18 protein-coding genes are annotated in these 19,544 nt (G+C 70.4%); 7 read left to right on the top strand and 11 right to left on the bottom strand.

What is annotated here, in order from left to right; translation table 11 throughout:
• Positions 1 to 6: 6 nt before the first annotated feature.
• The 5 genes from argG (at position 7) to J2Y46_RS05590 (ending at position 7,467) form a co-directional block, all read left to right on the top strand.
• Positions 7 to 1,449, top strand: coding sequence for an argininosuccinate synthase (gene argG, locus J2Y46_RS05610; RefSeq protein WP_045302068.1), 1,443 nt, complete (start codon positions 7 to 9; stop codon positions 1,447 to 1,449).
• Between the two features lie 52 nt (positions 1,450 to 1,501).
• Positions 1,502 to 2,143 carry a helix-turn-helix domain-containing protein gene (locus tag J2Y46_RS05605; protein WP_045302066.1) on the top strand — a complete coding sequence of 214 codons (642 nt, stop codon included), beginning with the start codon at positions 1,502 to 1,504 and terminating at the stop codon, positions 2,141 to 2,143.
• Positions 2,140 to 2,832: a hypothetical protein gene (locus tag J2Y46_RS05600; protein ID WP_045302064.1), complete on the top strand. Its 693-nt coding sequence runs from the start codon at positions 2,140 to 2,142 to the stop codon at positions 2,830 to 2,832. The genes J2Y46_RS05605 and J2Y46_RS05600 overlap by 4 nt, the downstream gene beginning before the upstream one ends.
• Positions 2,829 to 4,682, top strand: coding sequence for a YhgE/Pip domain-containing protein (locus J2Y46_RS05595; protein WP_045302062.1), 1,854 nt, complete (start codon positions 2,829 to 2,831; stop codon positions 4,680 to 4,682). Before J2Y46_RS05600 ends, J2Y46_RS05595 begins: the two co-directional genes overlap by 4 nt.
• A gap of 184 nt (positions 4,683 to 4,866) precedes the next feature.
• Positions 4,867 to 7,467, top strand: a complete 2,601-nt coding sequence (locus J2Y46_RS05590) for a penicillin acylase family protein (protein WP_310240869.1) — start codon at positions 4,867 to 4,869, stop codon at positions 7,465 to 7,467.
• A gap of 3 nt (positions 7,468 to 7,470) precedes the next feature.
• Here J2Y46_RS05590 and J2Y46_RS05585 read toward each other — a convergent pair whose 3' ends face one another.
• Both J2Y46_RS05585 and J2Y46_RS05580 read right to left on the bottom strand, forming a co-directional pair.
• Positions 7,471 to 7,662, bottom strand: coding sequence for a hypothetical protein (locus J2Y46_RS05585; RefSeq protein ID WP_310240867.1), 192 nt, complete (start codon positions 7,660 to 7,662; stop codon positions 7,471 to 7,473).
• Positions 7,663 to 7,681: 19 nt separating this feature from the next.
• A complete protein-coding gene (locus J2Y46_RS05580) occupies positions 7,682 to 8,125 on the bottom strand; it encodes a VOC family protein (RefSeq protein WP_045302059.1) in 444 nt (147 codons plus the stop codon).
• Positions 8,126 to 8,208: 83 nt separating this feature from the next.
• Here J2Y46_RS05580 and J2Y46_RS05575 point away from each other — a divergent pair, with 83 nt between their 5' ends.
• Positions 8,209 to 8,757 (top strand): ABATE domain-containing protein, encoded by a 549-nt coding sequence (locus J2Y46_RS05575; protein ID WP_045302058.1) that lies wholly within the window; start codon positions 8,209 to 8,211, stop codon positions 8,755 to 8,757.
• Positions 8,758 to 8,761: 4 nt separating this feature from the next.
• On the opposite strand, the gene mnhG is transcribed toward J2Y46_RS05575, so the two are convergent.
• The 7 genes from mnhG to J2Y46_RS05540 form a co-directional block, all read right to left on the bottom strand.
• Positions 8,762 to 9,118, bottom strand: a complete 357-nt coding sequence (mnhG, locus tag J2Y46_RS05570; RefSeq protein WP_045302057.1) for a monovalent cation/H(+) antiporter subunit G — start codon at positions 9,116 to 9,118, stop codon at positions 8,762 to 8,764.
• Positions 9,118 to 9,384 carry a monovalent cation/H+ antiporter complex subunit F gene (locus J2Y46_RS05565; protein ID WP_045302056.1) on the bottom strand — a complete coding sequence of 89 codons (267 nt, stop codon included), beginning with the start codon at positions 9,382 to 9,384 and terminating at the stop codon, positions 9,118 to 9,120. Before J2Y46_RS05565 ends, mnhG begins: the two co-directional genes overlap by 1 nt.
• A complete protein-coding gene (locus J2Y46_RS05560) occupies positions 9,381 to 9,980 on the bottom strand; it encodes a Na+/H+ antiporter subunit E (protein WP_084695757.1) in 600 nt (199 codons plus the stop codon). Before J2Y46_RS05560 ends, J2Y46_RS05565 begins: the two co-directional genes overlap by 4 nt.
• Positions 9,977 to 11,560: a Na+/H+ antiporter subunit D gene (locus J2Y46_RS05555; RefSeq protein ID WP_045302055.1), complete on the bottom strand. Its 1,584-nt coding sequence runs from the start codon at positions 11,558 to 11,560 to the stop codon at positions 9,977 to 9,979. Before J2Y46_RS05555 ends, J2Y46_RS05560 begins: the two co-directional genes overlap by 4 nt.
• Positions 11,557 to 12,102: a Na(+)/H(+) antiporter subunit C gene (locus tag J2Y46_RS05550; protein ID WP_084695756.1), complete on the bottom strand. Its 546-nt coding sequence runs from the start codon at positions 12,100 to 12,102 to the stop codon at positions 11,557 to 11,559. Before J2Y46_RS05550 ends, J2Y46_RS05555 begins: the two co-directional genes overlap by 4 nt.
• Positions 12,099 to 15,038 (bottom strand): Na+/H+ antiporter subunit A, encoded by a 2,940-nt coding sequence (locus J2Y46_RS05545; protein ID WP_045302053.1) that lies wholly within the window; start codon positions 15,036 to 15,038, stop codon positions 12,099 to 12,101. The genes J2Y46_RS05550 and J2Y46_RS05545 overlap by 4 nt, the downstream gene beginning before the upstream one ends.
• 153 nt (positions 15,039 to 15,191) lie before the next feature.
• Positions 15,192 to 16,259 carry a LacI family DNA-binding transcriptional regulator gene (locus tag J2Y46_RS05540; protein WP_045302272.1) on the bottom strand — a complete coding sequence of 356 codons (1,068 nt, stop codon included), beginning with the start codon at positions 16,257 to 16,259 and terminating at the stop codon, positions 15,192 to 15,194.
• 97 nt (positions 16,260 to 16,356) lie between these two features.
• Here J2Y46_RS05540 and J2Y46_RS05535 point away from each other — a divergent pair, with 97 nt between their 5' ends.
• Positions 16,357 to 17,586, top strand: a complete 1,230-nt coding sequence (locus J2Y46_RS05535) for an MFS transporter (RefSeq protein ID WP_045302051.1) — start codon at positions 16,357 to 16,359, stop codon at positions 17,584 to 17,586.
• 20 nt (positions 17,587 to 17,606) lie between these two features.
• On the opposite strand, the gene J2Y46_RS05530 is transcribed toward J2Y46_RS05535, so the two are convergent.
• Both J2Y46_RS05530 and J2Y46_RS05525 read right to left on the bottom strand, forming a co-directional pair.
• The gene (locus tag J2Y46_RS05530) at positions 17,607 to 18,248 is read right to left on the bottom strand and encodes a response regulator transcription factor (RefSeq protein WP_310240861.1); all 642 of its coding nucleotides are present in this window, start codon (positions 18,246 to 18,248) and stop codon (positions 17,607 to 17,609) included.
• On the bottom strand, positions 18,245 to 19,441 hold the full coding sequence (locus J2Y46_RS05525) for a histidine kinase (RefSeq protein WP_310240859.1): 1,197 nt from the start codon (positions 19,439 to 19,441) through the stop codon (positions 18,245 to 18,247). The genes J2Y46_RS05530 and J2Y46_RS05525 overlap by 4 nt, the downstream gene beginning before the upstream one ends.
• Positions 19,442 to 19,544: the final 103 nt, after the last annotated feature.

The raw sequence follows: 19,544 nt of genomic DNA, 5'->3' as shown, positions 1-19,544 counted from the left end.
GAGGGCATGTCGAAGGTCCTCCAGTCCCTGCCCGTCGGCGAGCGCGTCGGCATCGCCTTCTCGGGGGGCCTTGACACCTCCGTCGCGGTCGCGTGGATGCGCGACAAGGGCGCGATCCCCTGCACCTACACCGGTGACCTCGGCCAGCCCGACGAGGACGACATCGACGCGATCCCGAGCCGCGCGCTCGAGTACGGCGCCGAGGTCTCGCGCCTCGTGGACTGCAAGCCCGCGCTCGTCGAAGAGGGCTTCGGCGCCCTCGCGTGCGGCGCGTTCCACATCCGCTCGGGCGGCCGCACCTACTTCAACACCACGCCCATCGGCCGTGCCGTCACCGGCACGCTGCTCGTGCGCGCCATGAAGGAGGACGGCGTCGACATCTGGGGCGACGGATCCACCTACAAGGGCAACGACATCGAGCGGTTCTACCGCTACGGCCTGCTGGCGAACCCCGCGCTGCGCATCTACAAGCCCTGGCTCGACGCCGACTTCGTCACCGAGCTCGGCGGCCGCCAGGAGATGAGCGAGTGGCTCGTCGAGCACGGCTTCCCCTACCGCGACTCCGCCGAGAAGGCCTACTCCACCGACGCGAACATCTGGGGTGCGACGCACGAGGCGAAGACCCTCGAGCACCTGAACGTCTCGCTCGAGACGGTCGAGCCCATCATGGGCGTGCGCTTCTGGGAGCCGTCGGTCGACATCGAGACCGAGGACGTCACCGTCACCTTCGAGGCGGGCCGCCCCGTCGCACTCAACGGGGTCGAATTCGCCGACCCGGTCGCGCTCGTCTTCGAGGCCAACCGCATCGGCGGCCGCCACGGACTCGGCATGAGCGACCAGATCGAGAACCGGATCATCGAGGCGAAGTCTCGCGGCATCTACGAGGCACCGGGCATGGCGCTGCTGTTCACCGCGTACGAGCGCCTGGTCAACGGCATCCTGAACGAAGACACGCTCGCGACCTACCACGAACAGGGGCGCCGGCTCGGCCGCCTGATGTACGAGGGCCGCTGGCTCGAGCCGCAGTCGCTCATGCTGCGCGAGTCGATCCAGAAGTGGGTCGGTTCGACCATCACCGGTTCGGTGACGCTGCGCCTGCGCCGCGGCGAGGACTACACGATCCTCGACACCACGGCCCCGCGCCTGTCGTACCACCCCGACAAGCTCTCGATGGAGCGCGTCGGCGACGCAGCCTTCGGCCCGACCGACCGCATCGGCCAGCTCACGATGCGCAACCTCGACATCGCCGACTCGCGCGTGCGCCTCGAGTACTACGCGTCGAAGGGTCTCATCGGCGGCGCGACGGGTGAGCTCGTCGGGCATCTCACGCAGGGCGAAGCCGGCGAGATCACCGAGCACGCCGCGCCCTTCAGCTCCGAGCAGGAAGAGCTCGCCGAGGCGACGGATGCTGCGAACGAGGCGTCCGCGTTCGACCTGGGAACCGACTGAGTCATCGTGACTTAACTTGCACACCACTGTGCAAGTTATCTAACGTGGAGGCATGACCTCCTCGATCGATGCCGCGCGCCGTCCGCGGCGCGACGCCCTCGAGAACCGCGCGGGCATCCTCGCCGCGGCTCATGTCGCCCTCGCGCACGACCCCCGCGCGTCCGTCGACGCCATCGCCCGCCAGGCCGGCCTCTCGCGCCGGGCGCTGTACGGGCACTTCGACGACCGCGACGCCTTGGTGCGCGAACTGGTCGCGCAGGGGGCCGCGCGCTTCAATGCCGTCGCCGCCGCGATCGACGACGCCGACGCGAGGGTCGCCCTCGCGCGTCTCGCCGCGGCCCTGTGGAACGAGGCCGCGCACGTGCAGGTGGTCGCCGCGATCGCCCTCGACGAGGCCCACCTCGAAGAGACGGCGACTGCGCTCGCACCGCTTCGCCGCACCGTCGTGCGGATCGTGCGTGACGGACAGGACGCCGAGGTGCTGCGCACCGACGTCGCCGCCCCGACGCTCGCCCGCCTCGTCGAAGAGACCGCGCGCACCGTCATCACCCGCATCGACGCCTCGTCGCCCGCTGCCCGCGACCTCGCGGTGCGCGCCGTGCTGAGCATCGCCGGGCTGTCGTGGCGCCAGGCCGACGCGCTGCTCGACGAGCACCCCGAGATCGTCGCCACCCCCGAGGCGGCCGGCGCGTGAGGGTCGTCCTCGACGCGGTCGGCAAGGGCCGCCGCGAGCACGCGCTGCCGGCGACCTCGGCCGCCTTCGAGTCCGGCGCCGCGACGCTGGTCGCCGCCGAGACCGAGCAGCGGCCGACGGTGCTCGGACTCATCGCATCGGGTCGCATGCGCCCCGACACCGGCGCGGTGACGCTGGACGGGAAGACCGATCCCTCGGCGCTTCGGCGCCGGGTGGCCCTGGTGGATGCTCCCGAGGTGTCGGAGCCCGAGCCCGATGTCACGCTCGCCGGCGTCGCCGCCGAGGAGCTCATGTTCGCCGGACGCCGGTCCGATCCCGTCGCGGTGCGCCGATGGCTCGACGAGCACGGCCTCGGGGACGAGGCATCCGTTCCCGTCTCGAACGTGGATCCCGCCCGCCGCGTGCGGGCGCTCTGCGAGCTGGCGGTGCTGCGCAAGGGCGTCGAGGCGGTCGTGCTCGTCTCCCCCGACCGCCATGGCGGCCGGCCCGCCGCGTGGTGGGCCGTGGCGGAGGACTTCGCCGCCCGCGGCTACGCGGTGCTCGTGATCGCCGGACAGGCCTCGCAGCCGGTCGCCGGGCGGACCTCCCGCCCAGTCGTCGAGCGAGCGAAGCGAGACGAAACGCCCGGGACCATCGGACGACCTCGTGTCCGCAGGCTCACCGCACGGACGAGAGGGGGCCGCGCATGAAGGTCCCCCAGATGGTCCTCGCCGAGCTCCGGCGGCTCGCGTCGACGCGCATGTCGCTCATCGCCCTGATCGCGCTCATGGTCGTGCCGATCCTCTACGGCGGCCTGTACCTGTGGGCGAACCGCGACCCGTACGGCCAGCTCGACCAGGTGCCGGTGGCCCTGGTCGTCGCCGACACCGGCGCCGAACTCAACGGCACCGACCGCAATCTCGGCGACGAGGTCGCCCAGGAGCTCATCGCGGACGGCACCTTCGACTGGCACCTCGCCACCGCCGAGGAGGCCGACGCCGGACTCGACGAGGGCGGCTACGACTTCGCGATCGAGCTGCCCGCCGACTTCACGGCGGCCATCGCGTCGATCACGACCGGCGAGCCGCGGACGGCCGACATCGTGCTGCGCACCAGCGACGCCAACAACTACCTCGCCTCGACGATCGGCACGCAGGCGGTCGAGCGCATCCAGACGACGATCACCGAGAAGGTGGTGGCTGAGGCGGGTCTCACGATGCTCGACGCGCTCGACACCATCCGGGTCCAGTTGACGGATGCCGCCACCGGCGCCTCGCAGCTGGTCGACGGTCTCGCCCAGGCAGGCGACGGCGCGTTGCAGCTCTCCTCCGGCGCCGGGAAGCTCGCAGACGGCACCGCTCAGCTGCGCGACGGTGCAGCCCAGCTCTCCGCCGGCGCGGCACAGGTCGCCGACGGCGCGTCGCAGGTCGCCGGAGGCACCGCACAGCTCGACGCCATCGCCGACCGGATCGGCGCGGCATCCTCGTCCGCCATCTCGACATTGCCGCAGGTTCGCGACGACATCGCCGCGAAGCTCCGTGAAGCCGGCCTCGACCAGGCCCGGATCGACGACGTTCTCGCCACGCTCGACCCGGTCGGCGACCGGCTCGATGCCGTCGACAGCCGTGTGCAGGGAGCCGTCGCGCAGATCGACCGGCTGAACTCCGGCGCCCAGCAGGTCTCGGCAGGAGCGGCATCTGTCGCGGCAGGGTCGTCCACGCTCGCCGCGGGAACCGCGACGGCCGCCGACGGCGCCGCGCAGCTGCGCGACGGCGCGGCAACGCTCGACAGTGGGCTCACCCGGCTCGAGGACGGCGCAACACAGTTGCGCGACGGGCTCTCCGCAGGCGCCGCCCGACTGCCGTCGTACGACGCCGACACCCGCCAAGCCCAGGCCGACACCCTCGCGGCTCCGGTCGAGATCGAGCGCTCGTCGCTCACGCAGGCGCAGAACTACGGCGCCGGCCTCGCGCCGTTCTTCGCCGCCCTCGCGGGCTGGATCGGCATCTACGCGCTGTTCCTCATCGTGAAGCCGGTCTCGAAGCGCGCGGTGACGGCGCTGCACTCGCCGATCCGCATCACGCTGGCCGGGTGGGCGACCCCTGCGCTCCTCGGCGGGGCGCAGATGCTCGGACTGTTCGGCGTGCTCTCGCTCGCGCTCGGCTTCTCCTTCGCGCACCCGCTCGCGACCCTCGGCATCCTGCTGCTGGCGTCGGCCACCTACGCCGCGATCGTGCTCGCGCTCAACGTGTGGCTCGGCTCGGTCGGGCAGTTCCTCGGCCTCGTGCTCATGGTGCTTCAGCTCGTGACCGCCGGTGGCACGTTCCCGTGGCAGACGCTGCCCGCACCGCTCGCGGCGCTGCACCACGTGCTGCCCATGGGCTACGTCGTCGACGCGATGCGCCAGGTCATGTACGGCGGCAGCGCCGACCGCGTCTGGCTCGACCTCGCCGTGCTGCTCGCCTGGCTCGTCGGCGCGGGCGTGGTGGCCGCGATCGGCGTCACCCGCATGACCCACTTCCGGACGCTCCGCGACCTGCAGCCGAGCGTCATCGGCTAGCGGGCATCACGGCAGGACACGAGCAAGAGGCAGGTCGCGAGGTGAAAACCCAACGCGATTCGGTGCGAGGGACGACTCGGGGTTAACATGCGGAATGGTGCCGTTGCGACCCGAACGCGCGTGACACCGAATGTCGCGGTGTCCGGCACCGCGGATCCCCCACCCCGCCCGGAAAGCTCTTTCAATGACGAAGCCCCAGCCGTCCCCGTACGCCGTCGACGACACCGTGCATCGCCGGTCCGCGGGGAGGACGATCGGCATCATCCTGTTCAGCATCCTCGCGGCCATCGTGGTGCTCGCCCTCATCGCGGTCGGCTTCGTCGCGTACACGGCGCAGCGCTCGTTCCCGCAGCTGAGCGGCGAGGTGAAGGCGGCCGGCCTCGAGGCCGAGGTGACGGTGCAGCGCGACGTCCTCGGCATCCCGACGATCACCGCGGACTCGTCGCACGACCTGTTCTTCGCCCAGGGCTATGTGCACGCGCAGGACCGCTTCTGGGAGATGGATTTCCGCCGGCACGTCACGAGCGGACGACTCTCCGAGATGTTCGGCGCATCGCAGCTCGGCACCGACGAGTTCCTGCGCACCCTCGGCTGGCACGACATCGCCGAGCAGGAGGTCGACGCCCTCGACGGCACCGAGCACGCCTACTATGACGCCTACGCCGACGGAGTGAACGCGTATCTCGCCGATCACCAGGGCGCCGACGCGTCGTTCGAATACGCCGTGCTGGGCCTGCAGAACTCCGACTACGAGATCGAACCCTGGACGCCGGCCGACTCGGTCGCGTGGCTCAAGGCGATGGCCTGGGACCTCCGCAGCAACATCGAGAGCGAGACCGAGCGCGCGGTCATGGCGCCGGACTTCACCGAGGCCGAGATCGACCAGCTCTACCCCGCGTACCCGTTCGACCGGAACCCGGTCATCGTGCCCAAGATCTCCACGGTGCCCGCGGTCGGCACGGCTCCCAACGTCCTCGAGACGGACGCGTCCACCTCGTCGATCGAGTGGACCCAGGTCGGCAGCGTGATCGAGGCGGTCGGCGAACTCGTCGGCGACGCCGGCGAGGGCATCGGCTCGAACTCGTGGGTCGTGTCGGGCAGCGTGACCGACACCGGCATGCCGCTGCTCGCCAACGACCCGCACCTCGGTGCGTCGCTGCCGAGCGTGTGGCACCAGATCCAGTTGAAGTGCTCCACGGTCACCGAGGAGTGCCCCTTCGACGTCGCCGGGTTCGGCTTCTCGGGGCTCCCCGGCGTCGTGATCGGCCACAACGAGCGCATCGCGTGGGGCTTCACCAACCTCACCACCGACGTCACCGACCTGTACCTCGAGAAGGTCGAGGGCGACTCGTACTGGTATGACGGCGCGCTGGTGCCGCTCGAGACGCACACCGAGACGTTCAAGGTCGCAGGTTCCGAGGATGTCGAGCTCGAGGTGCGATCCACCGCGAACGGGCCGATCGTCTCAGGACTCACCGACGACTTCACCTCGATCGCGGAAGCGCCGTTCACCGGGACGGGCGGCACCGTGACGGAGGCGCCCGCCGACGCGCCCGAGGGCGACTATGCGGTGAGTCTGCGGTGGACGGCACTGCAGCCCGGGACCACGGCATCCGCCATCTTCGCCCTCAACACCGCGAAGGACTTCGACGACTTCCGCGGCGCCGCCGCCCTGTTCGACGTGCCGGCGCAGAACCTCATCTACGCCGACATCGACGGAAACATCGGCTACCAGACGCCCGGCAAGCTCCCGATCCGAGGCGCCGGCGATGGCTCGATGCCGCAACCCGGGTGGGACTCGGCGTACGCGTGGCAGGGATATATCCCCTTCGAGGAACTTCCGGTCTCGTACAACCCCACCGAGGGCTACATCGTCACCGCGAACAACGCGATCGTCACGCAGGACTACACCCACCCGCTCACGCGGGACTGGGACTACGGCTGGCGTGCGGCCCGCATCACGGAGCTGATCGACCGCGCGATCGCCAAGGGTCCGGTGACGGCGGACGACCTCAACGCCATCCAGGCCGACAACTATTCCTTCATCGGCATGCGCCTCACGGCCGCGTACGCCGACATCACCACGGGCGATGACGAGACCGATGCCGCGCTCGGCCTCCTGCAGGAGTGGGACGCGCAGAACAGCGCCGACTCGGCGGCCGCCGCGTACGCCAACATGCTGTGGGACACGCTCGCCGGCAACGTCTTCGTCGACGGGCGCGAGAACGCGGCGCCCATGACCGGACAGGGGCGTCAGTTCCTCGTGATGGACGCGCTGCTCGACGACGAGACGTCGCCCTGGTGGGTCAACGACGAACTCGGCGTCGACGGCAAGACGGACATGCTCAAGCGCTCGGCGATCGACGCGTACGAGCGACTCGTCGACGCCCAGGGCGACAATCCCTCGCGTTGGAACTGGGGCAGCCTGCACGCTCTTCCGCTCGAGAACGGCAGCTTCGGCAAATCGGGCATCGCGGCGATCGAGTGGCTCTTCAACCGCGGGCCGTTCCCGGTCGGCGGCGGGTCATCGGTCGTGAACGCGACCGGCTGGGATCTGACCCGGAGCTTCTCGACCGTCACCGTGCCGTCCATGCGCATGATCGTCGACCTGTCGGACTTCGACGCCTCGCGCTGGAACCAGCTCACGGGCGAGAGCGGCCACGCCTTCCACACGAACTACATCGACCAGGTGGAGTCGTGGCAGAAGGCGGAGCTGACGCCCTGGGCGTTCACGCCCGAGGCGGTCGAGGCGGCCACGACCGACACTCTCGTGCTGAAGCCCTGAGGGTCAGTCCGCCCGCTCGATCACGTACCCGTCGGTGGCGAGCGCCTGCGCCATGAAGGCGGCGTACCACTCCGGCCACGCCTCGTCGTAGACCCCGCCGAGCTCCTCGCTCTCGAAGCGGCCGTGTGCCGCTGCAGTTCGGGTGAGCAGGTCCCTGAGCAGTGCTTCGGCGTCGGGGAGCGGCATCCGTGTCATCGTCGGTGTCCTTTTCCGCTCAACGCCCGGGTGCGCGCGTGACGATCTGCTGGATCACCCAGCCGTTGCCGTCTGGGTCCGCGAACGAGGCGAACGTGCCGTAGCTGTCGGCGGACGGGTGGGGCCCGGCGACGCGGTTGTCGGTGCCGGCCCAGTGGAAGACGCCGTCGGCGTCGTGCCACAGCTCGCTGACGTCCGCGCCGCGCTGGAGGAGCTCGGCCCGGGCGGCGGCGATGTCGGGCGTGACGAGGTGCAGGCCCTGGGTCGAGCCCGGCTCTGCCGTGGTGAGCTTGTCGCCGAAGATGATGGAAGCCGCCGAACCCGGAGGGGTCACCTGCACCACGCGGAGCCCGCGCTCGGTGCGGAAGTCGGCGTCCAGGCGGAAGCCGAGGCTCTCGTAGAAGGCCTTCGAACGGTCGACATCCGCGACCGGGATGACGACGACTTCGAGCTTCAGGTCCATGGGATTCTCCTTCGATCGGTGCGTTACCGGTTAGAACGGTGACTACAGTGCCATGCATTCCCGTTACCTGTCAAAATGGTGATGTGATTCACGCCTTCCCCTGCGGCACGCTCAGCCTCGACTTCGTCGGCACGCTGCGCGCGCGCCGCAACGACGAGCCCACCGAGAAGCTCGCCGCCCCGTCAGAGCTCGATGCATGGTTCGTCGAGTCCGGCCTCGTTCCCCGGGCCGAGGCATCCGTCGCCGAAGACCTCGGTGCCGCGATCGAGGTTCGCGAGGCGATCTACGCGCTGGTGTGGTCGCGCCTGCACGACGAGCCGCTCCCGGCCGAGGCCGTCGAGAGGCTGAACGCCGCCGCGGCGACCCCTCCGCTCACCGCCGCGCTCACGCCCGACGGCTGGGCGCGGTCCGGCACACCGCGGCAGGCCCTCTCGCACATCGCACGCGAGGCCATCGAGATCATCGGCGGAGGGCAGGCGGCACTGCTGCGCGAGTGCGCGCGACCCGAGTGCACGCAGGTGTACCTCGACAACTCGCGCGGTCATCGCCGCGAGTGGTGCTCGATGGCGACGTGCGGCAGCCGCATGAAGGCCAAGGCCTATCGCGAGCGGCAGAAGGCCGGGTCGGCCTGACGCGTCAGCCGCCCGAGGCGGGTGGAGTGCGCTTGGATTCGGCGAGCTCGTCCACGAACAGCCCGGTCTCGTCGATGGTGCCGTTGCGGTAGGCCTGCCGCCCCACCATGTGCGCGGAGAGCGGGGCGGTCGCGAGCTGGATGAGCACGACCGGCACGAGGAAGGCGACGACGGGCCACGACCGCAGCGACAGCGCGATCGCGAGACAGATGAGGATCAGCCCGAGCACCTGCGGCTTGGTCGCGGCGTGCAGGCGCGTCGGCACGTCGCGGAACCTCAGCACGCCGATCGCGGCGGTCAGGCACAGCAGCGCGCCGATGAGGATCAGGATCATGGCGGCGAGGTCCAGCATGGCGTCCATCAGCGGTCCTGGTCCCTTCTCGCGACGAACCGGGCGATCGAGATCGATCCGAACACGCCGACGGCGGCGATGATGAGGAGCACCGGCAGCGTGCGCGTGTGGTGGTTGATCGCCATCTCGGCGCCGAGCACGCACATCACCAGCGTGAGGAGCACATCGGATGCCACGGCTCGGTCGAGGATCGACGGTCCGATGACGATGCGCCACAGCGTGAGCAGCGCCGCGACCCCGAAGACCACGTAGATCGCAAGCAGCAGCATGTTCATCGGGCGCCTCCTCGATCCACCGTGCCGTGGGGCGCGGCGTTCCGCATCGCCTGCAGCTGCGCGTGCGAGCCCACGGCGCGCACGATGCGCTCCTCCCAGTGGTGAACGCTCGCGCGCTGCTTCTCGACGTCGGCGTCGTCGCGCACGCCGATGACGTGGAGGTAGAGGATGCGGCGATCGCGGTCTGTGTCGACGATGAGTGATCCCGGGATGAGCGATGCCGTGACCGCGGTGTGCGTCATGATCAGGTCGTCGTCCGTGACCAGCTGCGCGGCGATGATCGCGGCGCCGGGCTGCCGGCGGAAGTCGAGCACCTGCCACGCCACCGTGAGCGAGCCCCGCACCACCGCGAGGAGGAATTCGACGACGAAGACGAGGCCCCACCACAGGTTGACCCGACCGGACAGCTCGACCGGCGGCAGGCGGAAGACGCGCGTCACCACGATGGCCGCGGCGAGTCCGGTGAGGAACGCGAGCCAGGTGAACTGGCCCCACAGCAGCATCCACAAGGCGATGAGCCAGACGAAGAACGGCAGCTGCCGCCATGCCGTCGCGAAGCCGCGGCGGAGCCGCCTCTGGGGCAGGTCGGGGCTCACGGCGCCTTCTCCGTTCCCGCGGCGTCGTCTTCGAGCTGCGTCAGCGAGACCGGCTGCAGCAGCGCCTCCCCGATGCGCGTGCAGACGTCGTACAACGGGCCGGCGAAGATGGTGAGCGCGACGGTGATGGCGACCATGCCGGTGGTGGCGGCGGTCATGATCTTCGGGATGACGCGGCGCTCTGTCTCGATGCCGGCCGCGGGGGCCGAGCCCAGGTACGAGATGCGGGCCTCGGTCTCGGCCGAGTCCTCGTCCTCGCGCCAGAACGAGAGGTTCCACGCCCGCATGAGCGCATAGAGCGTGAGGAGGCTGGTGAGGATGCCGCCCACCATCAGCACCATCATGATCGGCGTGCCCACCTGCGCGGCGGCGTCGAACAGCGCGAACTTGCCGATGAAGCCCGAGAACGGCGGCAGCCCGCCCAGGTTGATCGCGGGGATGAAGTACAGCACCGCGATCACCGGGGCCGCCCTCATGAGGCCCTTGACCCGGAGGATGGACGTCGATCCGGCGCGGCGCTCGACGAGGCCGACGGCGAGGAACAGGGTCGTCTGCACCACGATGTGGTGGACCATGTAGTAGATCGTCGCGCCGATCGCGGCGGGCGTCGCGATCGCGAGCCCGAAGATCATGTAGCCGATGTGGCTCACGAGCGTGAACGACAGGATCCGCTTGAGCTCTGCCTGGGCGACCGCGCCGAGCACGCCCACGATCATGGTCGCCAGCGCCACCCACATCAGCAGCTGGTTCACGTCGTTGTCGAGGAACAGCTCGGTCTCGGTGCGGATGATCGCGTATACGCCGACCTTGGTCAGAAGACCCGCGAACACCGCGGTGACCGGAGCAGGCGCGGTCGGGTACGAGTCGGGCAGCCAGAACGACAGCGGGAAGACGGCAGCCTTGATGCTGAACGCGAGCAGCAGCATGAGGTGGAGGATGAGCTGCGTCTCCTGCGGCAGCTCGCCCATGCGCTCGGAGATCTGCACCATGTTCACCGTGCCGAGGGCGCCGTAGATCATGGCGATCGCCGCGAGGAAGAGGATCGACGACACCAGCGACACGACGATGTAGACGACGCCGGTGCGGATGCGCGACTCGGTCGAGCCGAGCGTGATGAGCACGTACGAGGCGACCAGCAGGATCTCGAATCCGACGTAGAGGTTGAAGAGGTCGCCGGCGATGAACGCGTTGAAGATGCCCGCGCCGAGGATCAGATACGAGGGGTGGAAGATCGAGACCGGCGTGTCGTCGTCACCGTCGGCGGCACCCTGACCGACGGAGAACAGGAGGACCGCCAGCAGCACGATGCTCGAAACAACGACGAGGAGGGCCGCGAGCCGGTCGACGTAGAGCACGATGCCGAAGGGGATCGGCCAGCCTCCGACCGACACCGCGATCGGCTGGTCGCCGGTGTCGACGACGTAGAGCAGGATCGCCGCGATGACGGTGACGGCGCTCAGCGTGACGACCGACACCACGACCTGGGTCTTGCGGTGACGGCCCGCGATGAGCGCGATGGCGGCGCCCAGCAGCGGCAGCGTGACGAGCAGCGGGACGAGGGCGGGCGCGATCTGGGTCATGCGTCGTCACCCCGATCGCGCGATTCCGGGGAGGGACGGTCCACAGGGGCGTCATCGCGAAGGCCCGCGAAGTCGCGCGCGCCGAGGATCGTGATCGGCGCGGTGTCGGTCCCGACGAAGTCGGTGGTCGCGTCGTCGTCGGCGTCCTCGATCTCGGTCTCCTCGTCCATCGCCTCCTCGGCCTCGGCTGCGCGCTCGCGCACTTCGATGTCGGCCTCGTCGTCCGCCACGGTGTCGGCCTGGCCGAGCTGCCACGACCGGTAGATGAGGGCAAGGAGGAACGCCGAGACGGCGAAGGTGATGACGATGGCGGTGAGCGTGAGCGCCTGCGGGAGCGGGTCCGACATCTCGTCGACGGGTGCCGAGCCGAAGAACGGCGCGACGCCCGGGGCTCCCATGACGATGAGCAGCAGCAGGTTCGTGGCGTTCCCGAGCAGCAGGAACCCGATGAGCACGCGCGTGAGGCTGCGCTCGAGCATGGCGTAGACGCCGCAGGCGTAGAGCACCGCCATCACGATGATGAGGACGAGCGAGGCGTTCACGGCACGCTCACCCCCTGCTGCTCGCGCGCTTCCTGCGCCTGGCGGTCGACTTCGGCGCCGAGGCTGCGCAGCACGTCGAGCACGAGGCCGATGACGACCAGGTACACGCCGATGTCGAACAGTGTCGAGGTGACGAACTCGACGTGGCCGAGCAGGGGCACGTCGTCGAACTCCCAGAAGTAGCTCGTGAGCGGCTGGTCGCCGAAGAACACCGGCACGATCGCGCACGCGACCGCGATGGTCATGCCCGTGCCCAGCAGGCGTCCGGCGTCGGTCGGGGCGGCGGCGCCGAGCTCGTAGCGGCCGCCCGCGACGTAGCGCATGACGAGCGCCATGCCCGCGACCAGGCCGCCGGCGAACCCGCCGCCGGGCAGGTTGTGGCCGGCGAAGAGCAGGTACAGCGACACGATGATGATCGTGTGGAAGAGGATCCGCACGATCACTTCGAGCATGATCGAGCGGTTCTCGGGCCGCACGCGCTGGCCGCCGACGAGCCACGCCATGCGACCGCTGCCGCGCTCGTCGCCGCGCTGTCGAAGTCCGTCGGAGGTCTCCACGAGGGGGCGACGGGCACGCGTGGCCCCGGTGGGCAGCGACGAGATCGCGCGCGACAGCGTGTCGGCACGGTGGGTGACGAAGACGAGGGATGCCACACCCGTCGCCGCGAGGATCAGCACCGACAGCTCGCCCATGGTGTCCCAGCCGCGCAGGTCGACGAGCGCGACGTTCACCACGTTCTTTCCGTGGCCGAGCTCGTAGGCGAGATCGGGGAAGGCGTCCGAGATCGGCTTCTCGACGCGGGCGCTGGTTGCCACGATCGCGACGAGCGCCATGGTGATGCCCACCGCCGCGCCCAGCACTGCGCGGGCTACCGGCCACACCGAGGCGTTGTGCTCGCCCAGGCGCGACGGAATCCGGCGCAGCACGAGTGCGAACGCGACGAGCGTCACCGTCTCGACGAGGATCTGGGTGAGCGCGAGGTCGGGAGCCCCGCTGGTCGCGAAGAGCAGCACCATGCCGAGGCCGGTCACCGACACCAGCACGACTCCCGTGTACCGCTTGCGCGCACGGATCGCGATGAGTCCGGCCGCGATCATGATCGGCGCCACGAGCAGCTGCGTGGGCGTCTGGTACGCGTCCAGCTTCGCCTGCCAGTCGTCGCTCGCGAGCAGCGCGGTCGCCTCGGCCGCCACGAAAACGACGAAGATCGTGCCGACGTAGACCGGCAGCGAACCACGCTGCGTGAGGCTCGTCGTGACGACCGAGAGGCGCGCGATCACGCGCAGCGCGCCGTTGTACACCTCGGCTGCCGTGAAGGGCAGCAGGCGCTTCGCGGGACGCCAGCTCCGCGTCGCCCAGAACACGAGCACGCCGATCGCGATCGTCGCGAGCGAGATCCACAGCGCCGGCTCGAGGCCGTGCCAGAGGGCCAGATGCGCGGGGTGCTCGGGTGCCGGGACGCCGGGCGTCGAGACCGGCGCCTGGTCGGCGTAGGGCGCGAACGCCTTGTCGAGCCATGGCGCGGCGACTCCGGCGATGACGGTGAGCCCCGAGAGCACGATCGGCGCCACGAGGAATCCGATCGGCGGGTCCGGCCATTCGGTGTCGGGCATGCGGTCGCCGTTCGCCGCGCGCTTCGTCGAGAACGCACCCCAGAGGAAACGGATGCCGTACCCCGCGGTCAGCACGGAGCCGAGGACGATTCCGACCAGCGCCACGATCCCCCACACCGCGCCGCCCAGGGCCTCGTGCAGCAGCGCGGCGAGCGCGCCCTCCTTGGCGACGAAGCCGATGGTGGGGATGATGCCGATCATCGACGCGACGGCGATGATCGAGAACGTCGCCATGACCGGGGCCTGACGGCCGACGCCCGAGAGCTCCGTCAGGTCACGCGTCGACAGCTGGCGGTCGATGACGCCGACGACGAGGAACAGCGCCGACTTGAAGAGCGCGTGACTCAACAGCAGCGCGAGACCGGCGAGCGCAGCATCCCGCGTCCCGTAGCCGAGCACGACGGTCAGCAGGCCCAGCTGGCTCACCGTGCCGAAGGCGAGCACGCGCTTGAGGTCGGTCTCGCGCAGGGCCTGGAAGCCGCCGAGCAGCATCGTGAAGACGCCCAGCGAGATCACGATCGGCCGCCACGGCGGGGCGATCGCGAAGACCGGCGCGAGTCGGGCGATCAGGTAGATGCCCGCCTTAACCATTGCCGCCGCGTGCAGGTAGGCGCTCACCGGGGTCGGCGCGGCCATCGCGCCGGGGAGCCAGAAGTGGAAGGGGAAGATCGCCGACTTGCTGAGCGCGCCGACGAGGATCATCACCAGCGCCGCGTCGACGATCGGGCCCGAGGGGGCCTCGGCGAGGATCGTCGAGATGCTCGACGTCCCGGCGTCGACCACGAGCAGCACGACCCCGATCAGCATGACGAGTCCGCCGAGCGTCGTCACGAGAAGCGCCTGGAGTGCGGCACGACGGCTCGCCGCGCGCTTGTTGTAGTAGCCGATGAGAAGGTAGGACAGGACGCTCGTGACTTCCCAGAACATCACGAGGACCACGAGGTCGTCCGTGAGGACGAGCCCGTACATCGCCCCGGCGAACGCGAGCAGCACCGCTGCGAACTGCCCGAGGTTCTCCTTCTTGCCGCGGAAGTACCAGCGGCAGTAGATCATCACGAGCGCGCCGACGCCGGTGACGACCAGCGTCATGAGCCACGAGAGCGTGTCCATCCGCATCGAGAGGTCGATCCCGAGCGGCGGGATCCAGGCGTATGTCTCGAACGGAATGTCACCAGCGAGCACCTGCGGAGTGAGCACGACGGCGTACGCGAAGCCCGCGATGGGAAGGATCGCCGCGACGTAGAACGCGCGGGCGCCGATGCGCCCCACGATCCACGGGAGGAGGATGGGGACGACCGCGAACGCGCCGAGAACGAGGAGCATTCGGGCCTCCTCGGGGTCGTCGGCAGGCGCGAGTCAGAGGAGGACGGCGCAAAGCCCAGGCGATCGGGGTGTCAGGAACCATCCTAACGGGCGCATCGCACCCGATCGCCCGGACGGCATACATCGCCCGCGTTCGAGGGCGTTCAGCGGGCCTCAGACGAGCGCGGGTGCCGGCCCCGTGGTGTTGCCCTCGCGGAAGGTGCAGGTGAACCGGATGGACGCCGCGGGGGTGCCCTCCAGCATCGCGGCGACGGCGGCGCCCGCGGCACGGCCCTTGTCGGTGGCAGGCTGCACGAGCGTGGTGAGCTCGTACGGAGCGAGCCCGTCGACGACGATGCCGTCGAAGCCGGTGACGCTCACGTCCTCCGGCACGCGCAGCCCCGCCTCCTCCGCTGCGCGGATCACCCCGGCAGCGAGCAGGTCGCTCTGCGCGATGACGCCGGTCGGTCGCCTTTCGAGGTCGGCGAAGATCTCGCGGCCGGCCGCGAACCCCTCGTCGATGAAGCTGCCCGCGGCCGCGTAGGCGGTGGCGTCGGGGAACACGTCGAGGGCGCCGGCGAGACGCTCGCGCGTGACGTCCACGGTGACCGCGGCGTCGTCGTGGAGCCAGCCGCGCTGCCAGTCCGCGCGGGCGGGCAGGGTCACGATGGCGACCTCGCGATGACCGAGCGCGCGCAGGTGGCTCGCGGCCTGACGCTGGGCCTCGCGATTGTCGAGGCCGATGCGCGGCACGTCGTCGCCGGCATCCCCCTCGATGACGACGACCGGGATCCCGCGTGCCTTGACGGTCTGGAGCGATTCGCGCAGCAGGCCGCTGCAGCCGATGAGCACGGCGGCGTCGAGCGGAGCGGTGGTGAGCGAAGGGCCGCTTCCGGTGGGCTCGTGGTCGCGCAGGAGCAGCAACCCGGCGCCGAGCGGGGTGACGGCGTCGGCGAGTCCGTCCATCATGAGCGTCTTCACGGGGTCGAGGAACGCGGTGCCCAGGTGCTCCTCGAACACCACGCCGACGATCCCCGACCGGCCGCGCCGCAGCGACGCGGCACGCGGGTCGGGTCCGGTGTAGCCGAGGGCGGAGGCCGCGTCGAGGACGCGGCGACGGGTGGCCTCCGACACCGGCGTCTTTCCGCTGAACACCACCGAGGCGGTCGACGGCGAGACGCCTGCCTCGCGGGCGACGTCCGAGATCGTGGCGCGGCGGATGCCGGTGTCCTGACGGCTCATGGTGTGACGATCGTAGCCCGTCGCGGACACGTGATGTCGAATCGATTCGGCCAGGTCCCTTTCAGCCACGGTCGAATCGATTCGGTAGCATGTGCGGATGGAAACCGCGCTCACCCGTCGGCAACTGGTCGCCTGGCGCACCGCGATCTTCACGATCTTCCTCATCATGGGAGTCGGCTTCGCGTCGTGGGCGTCGCGTCTGCCGGCGGTGAAGAACGACCTCGGGATCAACGACCTCCAGGTGGGCGTCCTGCTGTTCGTGTCGGGCGTCACGTCGATCGCGGGCCTCTCCCTGGCCAACGTGATCGTGGCGCGTTGGGGGGCGCGACGGGGGATGTTCGCAACGATCATCACGTTCGCCCTCGGCGTCGTGGTGGCGGGTGCCGGCGTGGAATTCCTGCAGTCGTACGTCGTCGCCGCCATCGGCCTCGGGCTCATGGGCCTCGGGATGAGCGCCACCGACGTCATGATGAACGTCGAGGCGGCCGCCGTCGAGCAGGCGTTCGAGCGCACGCTCATGCCGCTGTTCCACGCCTTCTTCAGCCTCGGCACCGTCGCGGGTGCCGGACTCGGGGTGGCGATGGCCGCCCTGGGGATCGGCGTCGGCTGGCACCTCGGCGCCGCCGGACTGCTCGTCGCCGTCGCAGGACTGCTGTCGCTGCGCGCCGTCCCCGTGCGCGAGAGCATGCACGACGACCCCGCGACGAGCATCACGCGTCGCGAGCGCCTCGCCGAGGTCCTGGCCGTCTGGCGTGACCCCCGCACCTACGCGATCGGCGCCATCATGCTGGGCATGGCCTTCGCCGAAGGCAGCGCCAACGACTGGCTCACGATCGCGATGGTCGACGGCCACGACCAGACCGAGGCCGTCGGCGCCATCGCTCTCACGGTGTTCTCAGTCGCGATGACGACGTTCCGCGTCCTGGGCGGTCCTCTCGTGGACCGGATCGGCCGCGTCTGGTCGCTGCGCATCCTGTCGATCGCGGCGGGCGTCGGCCTCGTCATGTTCATCCTCGCGCCGAACCTGCCGATCGCCTTCATCGGCATCGCGCTGTGGGGCGCGGGCGCATCGCTCGGCTTCCCCCTCGGCATGTCCGCGGCGGCGGACGACCCGCGGAAGGCGGCGGCGTCGGTCTCGGCCGCCGCGACCATCGGGTACCTGGCGTTCCTGTGCGGCCCGCCGATCCTCGGCTGGATCAGCCACGAGATCGGCATCCTGCCGACCCTGTGGATCATCGTGGCCCTCATCGCGATGTCGGGTCTCGCCTCGGGCGCCGCGAAGCCGATCGCCGGCTCGAAGGTCGGCGCAGGTCACGCCCACCACTGAGGCGGCGCCGGCCTCGGCGGTCATGCCTCGCCGGCGGCGATCGCGACCGCGTGCGATCGACTCCGGGCGCCGAGCTTGGCCAGCACGCTGGAGACGTGGGTCTTGACCGTCGCCAGGGAGATCCCGAGCTCGTCCGAGATCTGCCGGTTGGACCGGCCGGCGCGCATCCCCTCGAGCACCTGGCGCTCGCGCTCCGTGAGCAGATCGAGCTCGCCGGCCCCACGCGTCACCTGCCGCGAGCGAGGGATCAGCGCCAGCGCGCGGCGCGTGACGCGAGGATCGAGCATCCCCTCCCCGGCGGCGACCCGACGAACGGCTTCCACGAGGGTCGCGGCATCCGTGGTCTTCAGAAGGAAGCCGGCCGCCCCGGCGCGCAGGGCGCCCTCGACGAGCTCGTCCTCATCGAAGCTGGTCAGCACGAGGACCTGAGCCGATCCCGCCGTGACGATCTCTCGCGTCGCGGTCACCCCGTCGGTGCCCGGCATGCGCAGGTCCATCAGGACGACGTCCGGGCGAAGCGCGGCGGCGTTGCGCACGGCGACCGCGCCGTCGGCGGCCTCGCCGATCACCTCGAGCCCGTGATTGTCCAGCATGAGACGCAGCCCCTCACGAATGGCGCCGTGGTCGTCGGCGAGCAGCACCCGCGGTGTGGCCGCGCTCACGCGTTCACCACCGCCGGGATCGTCGCCCGCACCGACCACCCTGCATCCGATGGCCCGGCCTCCACCGTCCCGCCGAGCGCCCGCGCACGCTCCTTCAGGAGCTCCAGCCCCCACCCGGTGCCCGGCATCGGCAGGGCGGGCGCACTTCGGCCGCCCTGCGAATCGACACGCACGCGCACATCCCCGTCGTGCGAGTCCAGTACCACGGCGACCGCCGCCCCCGCGGCATGGCGCAGGCAGTTGGCGAGGGACTCCTGCACGATCCGCGCGACCGCCAGCGCGACGGGCGAAGGGATGTCGCCGGGAAGCGCATCGGCGAGCGTCACGGTGAGTCCGTGCCGGCGGGCGTCGTCCACGAGCGCCGCAATGGCGCCGCGGTGCGGTGACACCACTGCCGCGTCGCCGGTGCGCAGCACGGCGATCATGGACCGCAGCGCCTGATGAGCTTCGAGGCTCGAGTCGCGCACCGCGACCAGCGCCGCCCTGTCGGAGCCGGCGGCTGGATCCGTCGAGAGCGCGGCCTCGGCCCGGATCGCGATCGCCGCGACATGGCCCGCCACGAGGTCGTGCAGTTCGCGCGCCATCTGCTCCCGTTCGCGGCGCATCGCCGCATCGCGATCCCGCGCCGCCAGTCGCTCGGCGTCCTCGGCGCGCTCCCGATGCAGCGCGACCAGCTCGTGCGCCTGCGCCACGGATGTCGCGTACCAGTAGTCCATGCCCGCGAGGGCGCCCAGCTGCAGGGCGACGACGACCGCGACACGCACATCGTCGGCGGCGGCGAGTGCGACGATGCCGATCCCGGCGACGGCGATGACGATGCCGAGGAGGATGCGGCGACGGCCCGCCCCCGAGGCGGCGCGCGTCGCGGCGTACAGCAGGTCGAGCACGACGACGAGTGTGACCACCCCGCCGACCGTCATCAGATCGACCGCGAACAGCACCAGGGCGAGGACGAGCAACGGCAGCGGAGCGCGGGCACGGAACGGCACCAGGGCGCACGCGGGCAACGCGGTGGCCAGCGACCACCACGGCGACACCTCATCGGGCAGCACCGAGAAGACGGTCCACAGCCCGACGATCCCGAGCGCCGCCAGCACGATCGCGAGGACGGCCATCCCTGCTGCATCGGCGATCGATCGATGCCCACGCACCCATTCGGCCACGGATGCGACCCGTCGCTCCGATCCGCTCACGTCTTCATGCAACCACGGGCACCGGGGCGGAGCATCCGCCCAAAGGAGGAGGCCGCCGGAGAACGACTCGTCCCTCCGCCCGATCCGCGTGCCCCGACGCGGC

It is taken from the genome of Microbacterium sp. BE35, from assembly GCF_031457705.1.
GTDB lineage: Bacteria > Actinomycetota > Actinomycetes > Actinomycetales > Microbacteriaceae > Microbacterium > Microbacterium trichothecenolyticum.
This window is presented reverse-complemented; position numbering and strand designations above follow the sequence as displayed.

Bases quoted from the DNA above. Each gene is read 5' to 3' on its own strand.
- J2Y46_RS05590 (WP_310240869.1), top strand. From the start codon at position 4,867: ATGACGAAGCCCCAGCCGTCCCCGTACGCCGTCGACGACACCGTGCAT.
- J2Y46_RS05545 (WP_045302053.1), bottom strand. From the start codon at position 15,038: ATGCTCCTCGTTCTCGGCGCGTTCGCGGTCGTCCCCATCCTCCTCCCG.
- J2Y46_RS05565 (WP_045302056.1), bottom strand. From the start codon at position 9,384: ATGAACATGCTGCTGCTTGCGATCTACGTGGTCTTCGGGGTCGCGGCG.
- J2Y46_RS05535 (WP_045302051.1), top strand. From the start codon at position 16,357: ATGGAAACCGCGCTCACCCGTCGGCAACTGGTCGCCTGGCGCACCGCG.
- J2Y46_RS05580 (WP_045302059.1), bottom strand. From the start codon at position 8,125: ATGGACCTGAAGCTCGAAGTCGTCGTCATCCCGGTCGCGGATGTCGAC.
- argG (WP_045302068.1), top strand. From the start codon at position 7: ATGTCGAAGGTCCTCCAGTCCCTGCCCGTCGGCGAGCGCGTCGGCATC.
- J2Y46_RS05555 (WP_045302055.1), bottom strand. From the start codon at position 11,560: ATGACCCAGATCGCGCCCGCCCTCGTCCCGCTGCTCGTCACGCTGCCG.
- J2Y46_RS05540 (WP_045302272.1), bottom strand. From the start codon at position 16,259: ATGAGCCGTCAGGACACCGGCATCCGCCGCGCCACGATCTCGGACGTC.
- J2Y46_RS05605 (WP_045302066.1), top strand. From the start codon at position 1,502: ATGACCTCCTCGATCGATGCCGCGCGCCGTCCGCGGCGCGACGCCCTC.
- mnhG (WP_045302057.1), bottom strand. From the start codon at position 9,118: ATGGACGCCATGCTGGACCTCGCCGCCATGATCCTGATCCTCATCGGC.
- J2Y46_RS05585 (WP_310240867.1), bottom strand. From the start codon at position 7,662: ATGACACGGATGCCGCTCCCCGACGCCGAAGCACTGCTCAGGGACCTG.
- J2Y46_RS05595 (WP_045302062.1), top strand. From the start codon at position 2,829: ATGAAGGTCCCCCAGATGGTCCTCGCCGAGCTCCGGCGGCTCGCGTCG.